16 protein-coding genes and 1 tRNA gene are annotated in these 15,214 nt (G+C 65.6%); 14 read left to right on the plus strand and 3 right to left on the minus strand.

What is annotated here, in order from left to right; translation table 11 throughout:
• Nucleotides 1-108: 108 nt before the first annotated feature.
• Complete coding sequence (locus tag AAIL68_RS11585) at nucleotides 109-1,245, plus strand: DUF6456 domain-containing protein (protein ID WP_347139936.1); 1,137 nt, start codon at nucleotides 109-111, stop codon at nucleotides 1,243-1,245.
• A 93-nt stretch (nucleotides 1,246-1,338) separates the two neighbouring features.
• On the opposite strand, the gene AAIL68_RS11590 is transcribed toward AAIL68_RS11585, so the two are convergent.
• Nucleotides 1,339-2,793, minus strand: a complete 1,455-nt coding sequence (locus AAIL68_RS11590) for a catalase (RefSeq protein WP_347139989.1) — start codon at nucleotides 2,791-2,793, stop codon at nucleotides 1,339-1,341.
• Nucleotides 2,794-2,910: 117 nt separating this feature from the next.
• Between AAIL68_RS11590 and AAIL68_RS11595 the strand changes: the two genes are divergently transcribed.
• Both AAIL68_RS11595 and AAIL68_RS11600 read left to right on the plus strand, forming a co-directional pair.
• Complete coding sequence (locus AAIL68_RS11595; protein ID WP_347139937.1) at nucleotides 2,911-3,816, plus strand: LysR substrate-binding domain-containing protein; 906 nt, start codon at nucleotides 2,911-2,913, stop codon at nucleotides 3,814-3,816.
• A gap of 104 nt (nucleotides 3,817-3,920) precedes the next feature.
• Nucleotides 3,921-4,667 carry a TerC family protein gene (locus AAIL68_RS11600; RefSeq protein WP_347139938.1) on the plus strand — a complete coding sequence of 249 codons (747 nt, stop codon included), beginning with the start codon at nucleotides 3,921-3,923 and terminating at the stop codon, nucleotides 4,665-4,667.
• A gap of 32 nt (nucleotides 4,668-4,699) precedes the next feature.
• Here AAIL68_RS11600 and AAIL68_RS11605 read toward each other — a convergent pair.
• Both AAIL68_RS11605 and lipA read right to left on the minus strand, forming a co-directional pair.
• Nucleotides 4,700-4,783 (minus strand) — tRNA-Leu (locus AAIL68_RS11605).
• A gap of 45 nt (nucleotides 4,784-4,828) precedes the next feature.
• Nucleotides 4,829-5,785, minus strand: a complete 957-nt coding sequence (lipA, locus tag AAIL68_RS11610; protein ID WP_347139939.1) for a lipoyl synthase — start codon at nucleotides 5,783-5,785, stop codon at nucleotides 4,829-4,831.
• 199 nt (nucleotides 5,786-5,984) lie between these two features.
• Between lipA and AAIL68_RS11615 the strand changes: the two genes are divergently transcribed.
• The 11 genes from AAIL68_RS11615 to AAIL68_RS11665 all read left to right on the plus strand — a co-directional run bounded on the left by AAIL68_RS11615 (nucleotide 5,985) and on the right by AAIL68_RS11665 (nucleotide 15,212).
• Nucleotides 5,985-6,452 carry a hypothetical protein gene (locus AAIL68_RS11615; protein ID WP_347139940.1) on the plus strand — a complete coding sequence of 156 codons (468 nt, stop codon included), beginning with the start codon at nucleotides 5,985-5,987 and terminating at the stop codon, nucleotides 6,450-6,452.
• 301 nt (nucleotides 6,453-6,753) lie between these two features.
• Nucleotides 6,754-7,119 (plus strand): NADH-quinone oxidoreductase subunit A, encoded by a 366-nt coding sequence (locus AAIL68_RS11620; protein ID WP_347139941.1) that lies wholly within the window; start codon nucleotides 6,754-6,756, stop codon nucleotides 7,117-7,119.
• Complete coding sequence (locus tag AAIL68_RS11625) at nucleotides 7,110-7,643, plus strand: NADH-quinone oxidoreductase subunit B family protein (protein ID WP_347139942.1); 534 nt, start codon at nucleotides 7,110-7,112, stop codon at nucleotides 7,641-7,643. The genes AAIL68_RS11620 and AAIL68_RS11625 overlap by 10 nt, the downstream gene beginning before the upstream one ends.
• Before the next feature lie 3 nt (nucleotides 7,644-7,646).
• The gene (locus AAIL68_RS11630; RefSeq protein ID WP_347139943.1) at nucleotides 7,647-8,264 is read left to right on the plus strand and encodes an NADH-quinone oxidoreductase subunit C; all 618 of its coding nucleotides are present in this window, start codon (nucleotides 7,647-7,649) and stop codon (nucleotides 8,262-8,264) included.
• Between the two features lie 4 nt (nucleotides 8,265-8,268).
• Nucleotides 8,269-9,507, plus strand: a complete 1,239-nt coding sequence (locus tag AAIL68_RS11635; protein WP_347139944.1) for an NADH-quinone oxidoreductase subunit D — start codon at nucleotides 8,269-8,271, stop codon at nucleotides 9,505-9,507.
• Complete coding sequence (gene nuoE, locus AAIL68_RS11640) at nucleotides 9,507-10,424, plus strand: NADH-quinone oxidoreductase subunit NuoE (protein ID WP_347139945.1); 918 nt, start codon at nucleotides 9,507-9,509, stop codon at nucleotides 10,422-10,424. Before AAIL68_RS11635 ends, nuoE begins: the two co-directional genes overlap by 1 nt.
• Before the next feature lie 17 nt (nucleotides 10,425-10,441).
• Nucleotides 10,442-10,657 carry a DUF5337 domain-containing protein gene (locus AAIL68_RS11645; protein ID WP_347139946.1) on the plus strand — a complete coding sequence of 72 codons (216 nt, stop codon included), beginning with the start codon at nucleotides 10,442-10,444 and terminating at the stop codon, nucleotides 10,655-10,657.
• A gap of 27 nt (nucleotides 10,658-10,684) precedes the next feature.
• Nucleotides 10,685-11,980, plus strand: a complete 1,296-nt coding sequence (gene nuoF, locus AAIL68_RS11650; RefSeq protein ID WP_347139947.1) for an NADH-quinone oxidoreductase subunit NuoF — start codon at nucleotides 10,685-10,687, stop codon at nucleotides 11,978-11,980.
• Complete coding sequence (locus AAIL68_RS11655; protein WP_347139948.1) at nucleotides 11,977-12,408, plus strand: DUF5333 domain-containing protein; 432 nt, start codon at nucleotides 11,977-11,979, stop codon at nucleotides 12,406-12,408. The genes nuoF and AAIL68_RS11655 overlap by 4 nt, the downstream gene beginning before the upstream one ends.
• Before the next feature lie 12 nt (nucleotides 12,409-12,420).
• Nucleotides 12,421-14,439: an NADH-quinone oxidoreductase subunit NuoG gene (gene nuoG / locus AAIL68_RS11660; RefSeq protein ID WP_347139949.1), complete on the plus strand. Its 2,019-nt coding sequence runs from the start codon at nucleotides 12,421-12,423 to the stop codon at nucleotides 14,437-14,439.
• A 5-nt stretch (nucleotides 14,440-14,444) separates the two neighbouring features.
• A complete protein-coding gene (locus AAIL68_RS11665; RefSeq protein ID WP_347139990.1) occupies nucleotides 14,445-15,212 on the plus strand; it encodes a hypothetical protein in 768 nt (255 codons plus the stop codon).
• Nucleotides 15,213-15,214 lie beyond the last annotated feature (2 nt).

The following is a 15,214-nucleotide window of genomic DNA, read 5'->3' on the forward strand; positions in this document are numbered from 1 at the left end:
GGGAATGTTGCGGCTATCTGCTGTTTATCAGCCGTTTCATTAACCACGCTTAACGCAACCCAAGGTAGTTCAGTTCCCCCGGCTGCCAAGGATGACAAGGGACCAGACATGACGCTTCTGACCGGTGATTTCGCCATCGACAGCCTTGCCGCGGAGCACCGTTCGCCAACCGGGGCCAGCCCGGCGCCCGCTGGCGATATGCCCGACGATGCCCGCCTTTACCTCCGCCATGTCGAAGGGGGGCAGTCGATCCGCGCCCTGGCGCGATCGGAAGGCTGCCACGCCTCGACCATCCTGCGCCGGATCCGCCGGTTCGAGGCGCGGCGCGACGACCCCCTGGTCGATGGCGCCCTGGCCGAGGGCGCGGACCGCCCCCGCAAGCTGGATGACAAGCAGGCGATGCGCCTGTTGCGCCGCCTGGCCGAACCCGGCGCGGTTCTGGTCACGGCGGATGGCATGGACAAGGCCATCATCAGCCGCGACGAGATCCGCACCGCCGTTCTTGAACGCTGGATCGCCGAAGTCATGGCGCTGAAGGGCTGGGTCGTGCCCTCGGCCGCTCCGGGCCGGATGCAGCGCTATGCCATCGCCGCCGCCGGGCGCGACGCGTTGCGCGACATGCTGAGATCGCCGCGCCAGCGGAAGGCCGTCCCCGGTCCCGCCGATTTCACCGATGCCAGCCCCGTGGCGAACGACAACATGGGAATGGCCGAGGCCGCCGCCGGTTTTGATCATGCCGAACGGCACCGTGTCTGGGACAGCCGCGTCATCGAAGACCCCGAGGACGGCCGCCGCCGCCGCACCCGCGTCAACATCGCCGAAAGCCCGCTTCTGCTGCTGGCGCGCCGCCGCGACGGGGCGGGCAAGCCCTTCCTGTCGCCCGGCATGGTGGCTGCGGGCGAACGCCTGCGCGAGGATTTCGAACTGGCGCAGATGGGACCGCGCGTCACGCAGAACTGGACCGGCTTCATGACCTCGGGCATCGATGTCAGCCGCAGCGGCAGCGGCTATCGTGGAGGCTCGGAATCGGCGCGCGACCGGGTGGCCATGGCACTGCGCGACCTTGGTCCCGGCATGGGCGACATCGTGCTGCGCGTCTGCTGTTTCCTTGAGGGGATCGAACTGACCGAGCGCCGCCTGGGGTGGTCGGCACGGTCGGGCAAGATCGTCTTGCGCCTGGCCCTGATGCGGCTGGAACGACATTACCAGGAAACCTATGGCAGCGGTTCCCGGCTGATCGGGTAGGGGCATTTGAAAAGGGGCGCCATTCAGGCGCCCCTTTCAGTAACAGTCACTCGTCAAGCTTTAAAAACGACACTCTTTACGGGCCACAGGAACTTACTCGGCCGCGATGGCCTTCTGGGCTTTCTCGGCGCGCGCGGCACGGATCCCTGCCGCATAGGCCGGGCTGATCCGGTCGAAGTGGACCAGGGCGCGTTCGACCACATCCTCGTCCGCGCCTTCCATCGCGGCGGCGATGTTCTTGTAAAGCCGGGCGCGCTCCTCGTCGTTCAGCACCCGGTCATGCAGCGCGCGGGGCTGTTCGTAGTCGTCGATCAACTGCCGGTGCGGCTGGCGCGCGGCCACGCCGTTCAGACGCAGCGGGGGTTCGGCGAAGGACGGATCCTCGGTCGCGCCGCCACGGCTGTTCGGCTCGTAATAGGCATCCGTGCTGCCCGTCACCCCTCCAAAGAAGTTCATCTGCCCGTCCTTGTGATAGTGGTGGACCGGGCATTTCGGCGCGTTCACCGGTAGGTGTTCGTAATGCGTGCCAAGGCGATAGCGATGCGCGTCGGCATAGCTGAAGACGCGAGCCTGCAACATCTTGTCGGGGCTGTAGCCGATGCCGCGCACCTTGTTCGACGGACTGAAGGCCGCCTGCTCGATCTGCGCGAAATAGTTGTCGGCATTGCGGTTCAGCTCGAACTCGCCCACCTCGATCAGCGGATAATCCCCATGCGGCCAGACCTTGGTCAGGTCGAACGGATCATAGGGCGTCTTTTCCGCGTCCAGTTCGGGCATGATCTGCACGAACATGGTCCAGCGCGGGAACTCGCCCCGCTCGATCTTGCCGAACAGCGCCTCCTGATAGCCTTCGCGGGTATGGCCGATGATCTCGGCGGCCTCGCCGTTGGTGTAATAACGGTGGCCCTGCTTGGTCTTGAAGTGGAACTTCACCCAGAAGCGTTCGCCGTCCTTGTTCCAGAAGGAATAGGTGTGGCTGCCGAAGCCGTCCATGAAGGTCGGATCCTGCGGCAGGCCGCGATCCGACATCAGGATCGTCACCTGGTGCAGCGATTCGGGCACCTGGCCCCAGAAATCCCACATCGCCGTCGGGCTGCGCAGGTTGGTGCGCGGGTGACGTTTCTGCGTGTGGATGAAGTCGGGGAACTTCAGCGGGTCGCGCACGAAGAACACGGGCGTGTTGTTGCCGACCAGATCCCAGTTGCCTTCGTCGGTATAGAACTTCAGGGCAAAGCCGCGAACGTCGCGTTCATGGTCGGCCGCGCCCAGTTCGCCCGCCACGGTGGAAAACCGCGCCAGCATCGGGGTGGTCTTGCCGACCTGGCCGAAGATCGAGGCGCAGCTGTACTGCGTGATGTCCTGCGTCACGGTGAAGGTGCCAAAGGCGCCCCAGCCCTTGGCGTGGACGACGCGTTCCGGGATCCGCTCGCGGTTCTGGTGGGCCAGCTTTTCAAGAAGCTGGTAGTCCTGCATCAAGACCGGGCCGCGATCGCCCGCCGTCTCGCTGTGCTGGTTTGACGCGATCGGCGCGCCTGCCGTGGTGGTCATCCTGGGCCGGGTTCTGTCCTGGGTCACTGTCTGGCTCCTTCCTTGGTTGATTGCTTGTGCCAAATCAAAGCAATAAAGAGAAATTGGATAATTCGATCAGTTCGATAAGGTTGTCTGATGAACATCACCCTTCGCCAGTTGCGCTATTTCCTGGCCTTGGCGCAGCAGGCGCATTTCACCCGCGCGGCCGAGGTGATGAATGTCACCCAGCCCGCGCTGTCCATGCAGATCCGCGCGCTGGAGGAGGAGGTCGGCGCGCCCCTGGTCGAACGAACCGCAGCGGGGGTGCTACTGACGCCGCAGGGCCGCGCGCTGGAAGCCTATGCCCGGCAGGTGATGGCCGCGATGGCGGGGCTGGAGCAGGGGATGCGCCAGCCGGGGCGGGGCGGACGGCTGATGCTGGGGATGATCCCCACCGTCGCCCCCTATCTGCTGCCCGAGGCGCTGCCCGTCCTGCGCGCCCAGGACATCGGCCGCGACCTGCACCTGCGCGAGGCGCAGACCGACCGGCTGGTCGAGGAACTGATCCAGGGGCGGCTGGACGTAGCCGTGGTGGCGACCGCGCCCGAAAGCCCGGACCTTGCCGCGACGCCCTTGTTCGCCGACCGCTTCCTGCTGGCGGGCAGCGCCGAGCAGATCGCCCGCATCGGGGCGCGCCGCCCCGAGCCGCGTGACCTGGATCCCGGCCAGTTGCTTTTGCTGGACGAAGGCCATTGCCTGGGCGACCAGGCGCTGGAGGTTTGCGGCCTGACCCGCCGGGGCGCGCGGCTGGATCTGGGCGCGGCCTCGCTGTCCACGCTGTGCAGGCTTGCCGCGCAGGGGATGGGGCTGACCTTCCTGCCGCAACTGGCGCTTCGGCAGGAACGCGCGGCCGCCCCCGGCCTGTCGGTGGTGGTCTTTCCCGACCCCCAGCCCGCGCGAGAGGTGCTGCTTCTGCGCCGCGCCTCGACCCCCGCGGGCGGCTGGCTGGACGATCTGGCCGCGACGCTGGCGCAGGCGGGGGAACGGGTGATGGCGGGATAGCCCCTGCGTCCCAATGACGCAGCACCGGCCTTTGCGGCAGGTGCGACGGAACCCACGGGGAAACAAGGGACTTCCCGACCGACGCTTTCTCGAAGGATTCCCGGATGCAGGACATCATCGCCCTTGTGCAGCAACCCGAAGCCTGGGTGGCCCTTGCCACCCTTGTCGTGATGGAGGTCGTGCTTGGCATAGACAACCTGCTGTTCATCTCGATCCTGTCGAACAAGCTGCCGGAAGGGCAGCGGGAACGGGCGCGCAAGGTGGGCATCGGCCTGGCGCTGATCCTGCGGCTGGGTTTGCTGGCCACCATCGCCTGGATCGTGCAACTGACGCAGCCGGTCGTGACGATCCTGGGGAATGAACTGTCCTGGAAAGACATGATCCTGATCGCCGGGGGCCTGTTCCTGGTCTGGAAGGCCACAAAGGAAATCCATCACCACGTCGATCCGGCCGACCACGAAGACACGATGGTCGGCGTTGCGGGCATGACCTTCGGCAGCGCCATCGTGCAGATCCTGATCCTGGATCTGGTGTTTTCCATCGACAGCATCATCACCGCCGTGGGCATGACGCCGCATGTGGAGATCATGGTGGTGGCCGTTCTTGCCGCCGTGACCGTGATGCTGCTGGCCGCGAACCCGCTGGCGGCATTCATCGGCAAGAACCCCACCATCGTGATGCTGGCGCTGTCCTTCCTGCTGCTGATCGGCACCACCCTGATCGCGGAAGGCTTCGGCGTGCATGTCCCGAAAGGCTATGTCTATGCCGCCATGGCGTTTTCAGCCTTGGTCGAGGGGCTGAACATGTGGGCGCGCAACGCCCGGCTGCGCAAGAAGGGGCAGGCCCATTAGGGCCGCCATCCTCGATCGTCAGGGGAAAAGGCTGGTACCCGAGGTCGGACTCGAACCGACATGCCTTGCGGCGGCGGATTTTGAATCCGCTACGTCTACCATTCCGTCACTCGGGCCTTCTTGCGACCCGATTATTCCGGGCCGCGGATATTTGCAAGGGGTCAGGCGCGGCCCAGCTTTTGCAGCCGGGCGGCGCGCAGCCGGGCGAAATCGTCGCCCGCGTGATAGGACGACCGCGTCAGCGGCGTGGCCGAGACCATCAGGAAGCCCTTGCCATAGGCCGCCTTTTCATAGCCCGCGAATTCCTCGGGCGTGACGAAGCGGTCCACGCGGTGATGCTTGGGCGTGGGTTGCAGATACTGGCCGATGGTCATGAAGTCGATGTCGGCCGCGCGCATGTCGTCCATGACCTGCAAGACGCTGCCCCGGTCCTCTCCCAGACCGACCATGATGCCGGACTTGGTGAACATCGCCGGGTCCAGTTCCTTGACCTTCTGCAGCAGGCGCAGCGAATGGAAATAGCGCGCGCCGGGGCGGACGGTGGGATAGAGCGCCGGAACCGTTTCCAGGTTGTGGTTGAAGACATCGGGCCGCGCCTCGACCACGACCTCAAGCGCGCCGGGCTTCGACTTGAGGAAGTCGGGGGTCAGAACCTCGATGGTCGAATCGGGGCTGCGGTGGCGGATGGCGCGGATGGTTTGCGCGAAATGATCCGCCCCGCCGTCGTCCAGGTCGTCGCGGTCCACCGATGTGATGACGACATGCTTCAGCCCCAGTTTCTGGACGGCATGGGCGACACGGCCCGGTTCGAACACGTCAAGCGCGTTGGGCTTGCCGGTGGCCACGTTGCAGAAGGTGCAGCCGCGCGTGCAGATCTCGCCCATGATCATCATGGTGGCGTGGCCCTGGGACCAGCATTCGCCCACGTTCGGACAGCCCGCTTCCTCGCAGACGGTGGACAGGCGGTTGTCCTTCATGATGTCGCGGGTGCGCTTGTAGCCCTCGGAGGTGGGGGCCTTGACGCGGATCCAGTCGGGCTTCTTGGGTTGCGCCTGGTCGGGCCGGTGGGCTTTTTCCGGGTGTCGCTGGTCGGGAATCCGAAGATCGCGCAAGGCCATGTCCTTTTCGGTCGCGGTTCGGGCAGAAATAACCCTTTGGCGGGCCAAACGCAACGCATGGGGTGAAGCAATGCAGCCACCCATCGGGCGGTTCCCGCGCCATGTTCTACGTTCTTGTGTTGGGGCCGGGCGGAACAAGCGGGCGGCTTGCGTGTTGGTCCGGCAATTCAATGCCTAACGCCACACTTGGAGGATTGCGATGAAGATCAAGACGCTTACCGCCCCGCTTGCCATGGCTGCCGTTCTCGGCTTCGGCTCGACCGCCTTTGCGCAGAACATGATCGGCACCCAGCAGATCAACGAGGCGGACCGCGCGGCCGTGGCCGAACATTGCCGCACCCTTGCGATGGGATCGGACGACCAGGCCGCCGGCGCGACCGAGGCCGGTGGCGATGCCGGAAACTCGGGCAATGCCGACGACGACTCGGTGTCCGGCACGGGGCCTGACGCGGATGCCGGAACCATGGATACCGCCAAGCCGACCACCGGCAACGAAGGCAATCAGGATGACGACACGCCCGATCCGGCCACGGCCGCCGCTGGCGATACCGATGCCGCGGCGACCGCCACGACCGGCGTGGAAGGCAACCAGGACGCCGACCAGTTCTCGGGCAAGATCAACATGGAGATCATCACCCTGGCCGATTGCAAGGCCGCTGGGATGTGATCCCCGAAAAGGCTTAAGGATCGAAGGCAGTCCCTGGGCTGCCTTCTTTGCGTTGCGGCGCGGCAATGACCCCTTGCCCCGTCCGGTCGTAACGTCGCGGCACCTGTGGACGGGAACCGCAGGCAGCGTCTGGAACAGGGCATCCCGCATGAACATATCGGCGCCAGGGTGGCCCCGGCCAGGGGCTGCGATCCAGATCAGGCGCCCGTTGACCCCGCTGGCCCGCGGGTCTAAACGGGCGCTTAGCTAACCCGTCGCGGGCAGCCACAGCTTTTCCGCGGCCGACAAGGGGAACTTGCCCGTGGAAACTCTGCTGCAGGACTATCTGCCGATCCTCGTCTTTGCGGGGATGGCGTCCGCCCTGGCGCTGGTCCTGATCCTCGCCGCCGTGGTGATTGCCGTGCGCAACCCGGACCCGGAAAAGGTCAGTGCCTATGAATGCGGATTTAACGCCTTCGACGATGCGCGGATGAAGTTCGACGTGCGATTCTATCTGGTGTCGATCCTGTTCATCATCTTCGACCTGGAAGTGGCCTTCCTGTTTCCTTGGGCGGTCAGCTTCGCGGGCCTGACGGATGCGGCCTTCTGGTCGATGATCGTGTTCCTGGCGGTGCTGACCGTGGGCTTTGCCTACGAATGGAAGAAGGGGGCGCTTGAATGGGCGTGATGACCGGGGCGAATACGGCCGGTCCCGACCGCGAGGTCGCGACCGCCGCGCTGAATCGCGAATTGCAGGACAAGGGCTTCCTGCTGACCACGACCGAGGACATCATCAACTGGGCCCGCAACGGCTCCTTGCACTGGATGACCTTCGGCCTGGCCTGCTGCGCGGTCGAGATGATGCATACCTCGATGCCGCGCTATGACGTGGAACGCTTCGGCACGGCGCCGCGCGCCTCCCCGCGCCAGTCGGACCTGATGATCGTGGCGGGCACGCTGACCAACAAGATGGCCCCGGCGCTGCGCAAGGTCTATGACCAGATGCCGGAACCGCGCTATGTCATCAGCATGGGAAGCTGCGCCAATGGCGGCGGCTATTACCATTACAGCTATTCCGTGGTGCGCGGCTGCGACCGCATCGTCCCCGTGGACATCTATGTCCCCGGCTGCCCGCCCACGGCCGAGGCGCTGCTGTATGGCATCCTGCAACTTCAGCGCCGCATCCGGCGCACCGGCACGCTGGTGAGGTAAGCCATGGCTGTCTATCCCGACATCGAGGCGCTTGACCAACTGGCCGAACACCTGAAGCTGCGCTGCGGAGACCAGGTTCTGGAGGCGACTGTCGCCTTTGGCGAGCTGACCGTGACCTCGACGCTATCCGGCATCGTGGACCTGATCGAGTTCCTGCGCAGCGACAGCAGCTGCCGCTTTTCCACGCTGGTGGACATCACCGCCGTTGACTATCCCGAACGCCCGCAGCGTTTCGACGTGGTCTGGCACCTGCTGTCGATGTACCAGAACCACCGCATCCGCGTGAAGATCGCCATCCGCGAGGACGAGATCGTCCCGTCGATGACGCGCATCTTTCCCTGCGCCAACTGGTTCGAGCGCGAGGTCTTCGACATGTTCGGGATCCTGTTCTCGGGTCACCCGGACCTGCGGCGCATCCTGACGGACTATGGCTTCAGCGGCTATCCCCTGCGCAAGGACTTCCCGACCACAGGCTATGTCGAGGTTCGCTATGACGAATCCGAAAAGCGCGTGGTCTATGAACCCGTCCGGCTGACGCAGGAATACCGCCAGTTCGACTTCCTCTCGCCGTGGGAGGGCGCGAAATACGTGCTGCCCGGCGACGAAAAGACCAAGGGGTAAGGCCATGGACGGCGATATCCGCACCAACACCTATGACGACGGCTCGCTGGACACGCTGGTGGGCGAACAGAAGATCCGCAACTTCAACATCAACTTCGGTCCCCAGCACCCTGCGGCCCATGGCGTGCTGCGCATGGTGCTGGAACTGGACGGAGAGGTCGTGGAACGCGCCGATCCGCATATCGGCCTGCTGCATCGCGGCACCGAAAAGCTGATGGAAAGCCGGACCTACCTGCAGAACCTGCCCTATTTCGACCGGCTGGATTACGTCTCGCCCATGAACCAGGAACATGCCTGGTGCCTGGCGATCGAGCGTCTGACCGGCACCGTGGTGCCACGCCGGGCCAGCCTGATCCGGGTTCTGTATGCGGAAATCGGCCGCATCCTGAACCACCTGTTGGGCGTGACGACCGGGGCCATGGACGTGGGCGCCCTGACCCCGCCCTTGTGGGGGTTCGAGCCGCGTGAAGATCTGATGATCTTCTACGAACGCGCCAGCGGGTCGCGCCTGCACGCGAACTACTTCCGGCCCGGCGGCGTGCATCAGGATCTGCCGCCCGATCTGATCGACGACATCGACGCGTGGTGCGACCGCTTCCCGAAAATCCTGGACGACCTGGACACGCTGCTGACCGAGAACCGGATCTTCAAGCAGCGCCTGGTGGATATCGGCATCGCCACGGAACAGGATGCCCTGGACTGGGGCTATTCGGGGGTGATGGCGCGCGGGTCGGGGTTGGCCTGGGACTTGCGGCGGTCGCAGCCCTATGAATGCTATGACGAATTCGACTTCCAGATCCCGGTCGGCCGCAATGGCGATAGCTATGACCGTTATCTGATCCGCATGCAGGAAATGCGGGAATCGACCAAGATCATGAAGCAGGCCATCCAGAAGCTGCGGGCCGAACCTGCGGGCGATGTTCTGGCGCGCGGCAAACTGACCCCGCCCAGGCGCGGCGATATGAAGCGCGACATGGAAAGCCTGATCCACCACTTCAAGCTTTACACCGAAGGCTTCCGGGTTCCGGCGGGCGAGGTTTATGCGGCCGTTGAGGCGCCCAAGGGCGAGTTCGGCGTTTACCTGGTCAGCGACGGGACGAACAAACCCTATCGCGCCAAATTGCGCGCGCCCGGTTTTCTACACCTGCAATCCATGGACTTCCTTGCCAAGGGCCACCTGCTGGCCGATGTCCCCGCAATGATTGCCACCTTCGATGTCGTGTTCGGAGAGGTTGACCGCTGATGCTCCGTCGTCTTTCGCCCGTCCAGCCGGACAGCTTCGAATTCACGCCTGCCAATCTGGACTGGGCTTATGCCCAGATGACCAAATACCCGGAAGGCCGCCAGCAATCGGCAATCATTCCGGTGCTGTGGCGCGCGCAGGAACAGGAAGGCTGGCTGTCGCGGCCCGCCATCGAATACTGCGCCGAACTGCTGGGGATGCCCTATATCCGGGCGCTGGAAGTTGCGACATTCTACTTCATGTTCCAGCTTCAGCCTGTTGGAACGGTTGCGAATATCCAGATTTGCGGCACCACGACCTGCATGATCTGCGGGGCCGAGGAACTGATCGAGGTCTGCAAGCGCAAGATCGCGCCGACGCCGCACACGCTGTCCGCTGACGGCAAGTTCAGCTGGGAAGAGGTCGAGTGCCTGGGTGCCTGCTCGAACGCGCCCATGGCCCAGATCGGCAAGGATTTCTATGAAGACCTGACGCCTGCCCGGCTGGAAGAACTGATCGACGCCTTTTCGGCCGGTCAGGTGCCGCTGCCGGGTCCGCAGAACGGGCGCTTCTCGTCCGAGCCGCTGGGCGGGCCGACCAGTCTGGCCGGTCTGAAGGGGCAGGGCGACAGCCTGAACGCCAGCGCCGCCCTGGCGCGCGACATCGGCGAGACGGTCAAGCGCATCGACGGGACCGAGGTTCCGATCCTGACCAAGTGGCTGCGCAATCCCGATGCCGCGGCGGACGACCGGACGGGCCGCGACACCGCCCCCGAACATGAACCGCGCCCGGCTGAGGGCAAGCCTGCGGACGCGACCGGCGTGACCGAGCAGGAGGCGCAGGCGGGGTCAGTCGCGCGCCCGGTATCGGACCGCAACCCGGCCGGCATCCGCAGGATCGAGGACGCGGAACAGAAGGACGAGACGACAGGCGGCTAGCAGCGGAAGGTCGGACGATGGCTGGAACGGGGCAGGATCGCGACGCGGGCCAGATGCGGCTGGCAGCCCTGGTGATCGCCGTCGCGATGTGCGGCTGGCTTCTGGTTCAATGGCTGGGGCAGCAATATGGCTGGGCCGGCAAATGGGCTTTTCTGGCGGATCTGGCCGCCATTGGTGCTTTTGTCTGGTCGCTGATCGTGACCTGGCGTATCTGGCGGCGCAGGAATGCGTGACGCCCGGATGAGAGGATTGAGAGCAGGATGCTGAAAGATCAGGATCGCATTTTTACCAACCTCTACGGGATGGGCGACCGTAGCCTGGCGGGCGCACGCAAGCGCGGTCACTGGGACGGCACCGCCGAGATCATCGCCCGTGGGCGCGACAAGATCGTGGAGCAGGTGAAGGCATCCGGGCTGCGCGGGCGCGGGGGGGCGGGCTTTCCGACCGGCCTCAAGTGGTCCTTCATGCCCAAGGAATCCGATGGCCGCCCGTCCTATCTGGTCATCAACGCCGACGAATCCGAACCCGCGACCTGCAAGGACCGCGAGATCATGCGCCACGATCCGCATACGCTGATCGAGGGCGCGCTGATCGCCAGCTTCGCCATGGGGGCGCACGCGGCCTATATCTATATCCGCGGCGAGTTCATCCGCGAGCGCGAGGCGCTGCAAGCCGCCATCGACGAATGCTATGACGCGGGGCTGCTGGGCGCCAACGCCGCCGGGTCCGGCTGGGACTTCGACCTGTACCTGCATCACGGCGCCGGGGCCTATATCTGCGGCGAGGAAACCGCGCTGCTGGAGAGCTTGGAAGGCAAGAAGGGGATGCCCCGCATGAAGCCGCCGTTCCCGGCGGGCGCGGGGCTTTACGGCTGCCCGACCACCGTGAACAACGTCGAATCCATCGCCGTGACGCCGACCATCCTGCGGCGCGGGCCGGAATGGTTCGCGGGCTTCGGTCGCCCCAACAACGCGGGCGTCAAGCTGTTCGGCCTGACCGGGCACCTCAACACGCCCTGCGTGGTCGAGGAAGCCATGTCGATCAGCATGAAGGAACTGATCGAGAAGCATGGCGGCGGCGTGCGCGGCGGCTGGAAGAACCTCAAGGCCGTGATCCCCGGTGGCGCCTCTTGCCCGGTGCTGACCGCCGAGCAGTGCGAAAACGCCATCATGGACTATGACGGGATGCGCGAGCTGCGGTCGTCCTTCGGCACCGCTTGCATGATTGTGATGGACCAGCAGACCGATGTCATCAAGGCGATCTGGCGGCTGTCCAAGTTCTTCAAGCACGAAAGCTGCGGCCAGTGCACGCCCTGCCGCGAAGGCACCGGCTGGATGATGCGGGTGATGGAGCGTCTGGTGCGCGGCGATGCCGAGGTCGAGGAAATCGACATGCTGTTCGACGTGACCAAGCAGGTCGAGGGCCACACGATCTGCGCCCTTGGCGATGCCGCCGCCTGGCCGATCCAGGGCCTGATCCGCAATTTCCGCGAGGAGATCGAGGACCGCATCAAGGCCAAGCGCACCGGCCGCATGGGGGCGATGGCTGCGGAATGAGGGGGCTGGCGGCATATCGGGGCAGGGCAAGGGCGGCGCTTGTTGCGCTGCCCTGCGTGGTTGCGCTTGCCGCGCCCGCCGCCGCCCTGCCGCCCTTGTCGCAGGAACGCCACATCAACGACAGCCTGGTCCAGGCACGGGTGGCCGACATGCTGCGTCGGGGTTGCCCGACGCTTGACGCGCGCCTTGTCCGCGCGTTCTCCGAGGCGCGAAAGCTGAAGCGCTATGCCAAGGACCAGGGTTACACCGACGCGCAGATCGACGCCTTCCTCGACAGCAAGGAGGAGCGTCGCCGCATCTATGCCGAGGCAGACCGGTACATGGTCGCCAATGGGGTAGTGAATGGCCAGCCCGACACGTTCTGCCGTCTGGGGCAGCAAGAGATAGCCCGGAAGACGATCGCCGGATCGCTTCTGGTTGCCAGGTAAGGAAGAAAGCCGATGGCCGATTTGCGCACGATCAAGATTGACGATGTTGAGATCGCGGTCGATCCCAACCTGACCCTGATCCAGGCCTGCGAGCAGGCGGGGATCGAGATCCCGCGCTTCTGCTATCACGAACGCCTTTCCATCGCGGGCAACTGCCGGATGTGCCTGGTCGAGGTCGTGGGCGGCCCCCCCAAGCCTGCCGCGTCCTGCGCCATGCAGGTGAAAGACCTGCGGCCCGGTCCCGATGGCGCGCCGTCGGAGATCCGCACCAACAGCCCCATGGTGAAGAAGGCGCGGGAAGGCGTGATGGAGTTCCTGCTCATCAACCACCCGCTGGACTGCCCGATCTGCGACCAGGGCGGCGAATGCGATCTGCAAGACCAGGCAATGGCTTACGGCGTGGACTTCAGCCGGTATCGAGAGCCGAAGCGCGCTGCCGAGGAACTGAACCTCGGGCCGTTGGTCGAAACCCACATGACCCGCTGCATCAGCTGCACCCGCTGCGTGCGCTTCACGACCGAGGTCGCGGGCATCAGCCAGATGGGCCAGACCGGGCGCGGCGAGGACAGCGAGATCACCAGCTATCTGAACGAAACGCTTGCCTCGAACCTGCAGGGCAATATCATCGACCTGTGCCCGGTGGGCGCATTGGTCAGCCGGCCCTATGCCTTCAAGGCCCGCCCGTGGGAACTGCGCAAGACCGAGACCATCGACGTGATGGACGCGCTTGGCAGCAATATCCGCGTGGACGTGAAGGGCCGCGAGGTCATGCGCATCCTGCCGCGCAACCATGACGGCGTGAACGAGGAATGGATCAGCGACAAGACCCGCTTCGTCTGGGATGGGCTGCGCCGCCAGCGGCTGGACAAGCCCTATATCCGCGACAATGGCAAGCTGCGCCCGGCGACCTGGGATGAGGCGCTGACGGCGGCCGCAGCCGCGATGAAGGGCCGCAAGGTGGCCGGTCTGGTGGGCGATCTGGCCCCGGTCGAGGCCGCCTTCAGCCTGAAGCAACTGGTCGAAGGCTTGGGCGGCAATGTCGAATGCCGCACCGACGGCGCGCGTCTGCCTGCGGGCAATCGCGGTGCCTATGTCGGCACGGCGACGATTGCCGATATCGACAGCGCGAAACGCATCCTGCTGATTGGCACCAACCCGCGCGAGGAAGCGCCGGTGCTGAACGCCCGCATCCGCAAGGCCTGGGCGCATGGCGCGCAGGTCGCGCTGATCGGGGATCCGGTCGATCTGACCTATGACTATCACCACCACGGCAATGACCGGGCGGTGCTGTCGCATTTGGTGAAGGACGATCTGAAATCCACCGCAGGCACGCCCGGCATCGTGATCGTGGGGCAGGGAGCGCTGCGCGAGGCGGATGGAGAGGCCGTGCTGGCCAATGCCATGCGCATCTGCGAACTGGACGACTGCAAGCTGATGATCCTGCACACCGCAGCCTCGCGCGTTGGCGCGATGGACGTGGGCGCCGTGACCGAGGGCGGCATGGCTGCCGCCATCGACGGGGCCGAGGTGATCTACAACCTGGGCGCGGACGAGGTGGACGTGGCCCCCGGCGCCTTCGTGATCTATCAGGGCAGCCATGGCGACCGGGGCGCGCATCGCGCCGACATCATCCTGCCCGCCGCCTGCTACACGGAAGAAAACGGCCTGTTCGTGAACACCGAGGGCCGCCCGCAACTGGCGCTGCGCGCAAACTTCGCGCCGGGCGAGGCCAAGGAGAACTGGGCCATCCTGCGGGCGCTGTCGGCCGAACTGGGCCAGACGCTGCCCTGGGACAGCCTGACGCAACTGCGCCGCGCCCTGGTCCAGGCCGTGCCGCATCTGGCGATGATCGACCAGGTGCCGGAAAACGAATGGCGCGCGCTGGACCGGCTGGACATGGGGAAGGCGACGTTCCGCTATGCGGTCAAGGACTTCTACCTGACGAACCCGATCGCCCGGTCTTCGCCCCTGATGGGCGAGCTGTCCCGGATGGCGGCGGCGCGCAACGCGCCTGCCATGGCGGCCGAGTGACAGACATGTGGCCAGCATCCCGCCAGCCCCGTCTTGCCGTCGCAGCCCTTGCCGGGGCTGCGCTGCTGGCCGGCTGCGGGAATGATGCTGGCGACGGTCGGCCGAAGCCCAAGCCCGAGACGATGACCGCCAAGGTCGTCACCCCCGGCGCGGCGGAGGGCAAGGCACCGCTGACCCTGGCGCGCATTTCCACCAAGTCGGGCGAGATCCTGATTCTGGAGCCCGACGGCAGCGTGACCACCATGGCGCTGGACAGCCCCGAAGGGCAGGACGCCTTTGCCGTGACCGAGGCCGACCTGATGGCGCTGAACGCGAACCTGGATCTGGACCTGGGCGCGGGCGTGGCGTCCGACCTGCCGCCGCGCCAGACCGCCCAGGAAAAGGCGCTTGAGGAATTTGCCGCCCGCACCCAGCCCGCGCTGCCCACCTGGGCCGAGGGGACCGAGGTCGATCCCGCCGATTTCATGGGCGCGCGCGTGGCATCGCTCAGCCCCGGCGGCAAGTCGGATCTGGTCGAGGTGACGGCCACCTTGCGCAAGGGGGTGGACGCCGACATCGCCTTCTCGTATGCCACCTGCGCGCTGGCTGGTTGGGCCAAACAGAATGGCGGACCTTACGGGCGCCATGTGCGCACGCTGCAGGACACGCGCGATGGCAAGCTGATGATCGGGGCCGCGTTCACGCTGTCGGACAGAAAGCCGATGGGTCTGCGGGTGATGGAAACGGAAGAAACCTTGCGCGAGTGCAAGGCGCGCGGCATTCCCGCGGCGTAAGG

Source organism: Paracoccus sp. SSK6, from assembly GCF_039770665.1.
Lineage (GTDB): Bacteria > Pseudomonadota > Alphaproteobacteria > Rhodobacterales > Rhodobacteraceae > Paracoccus.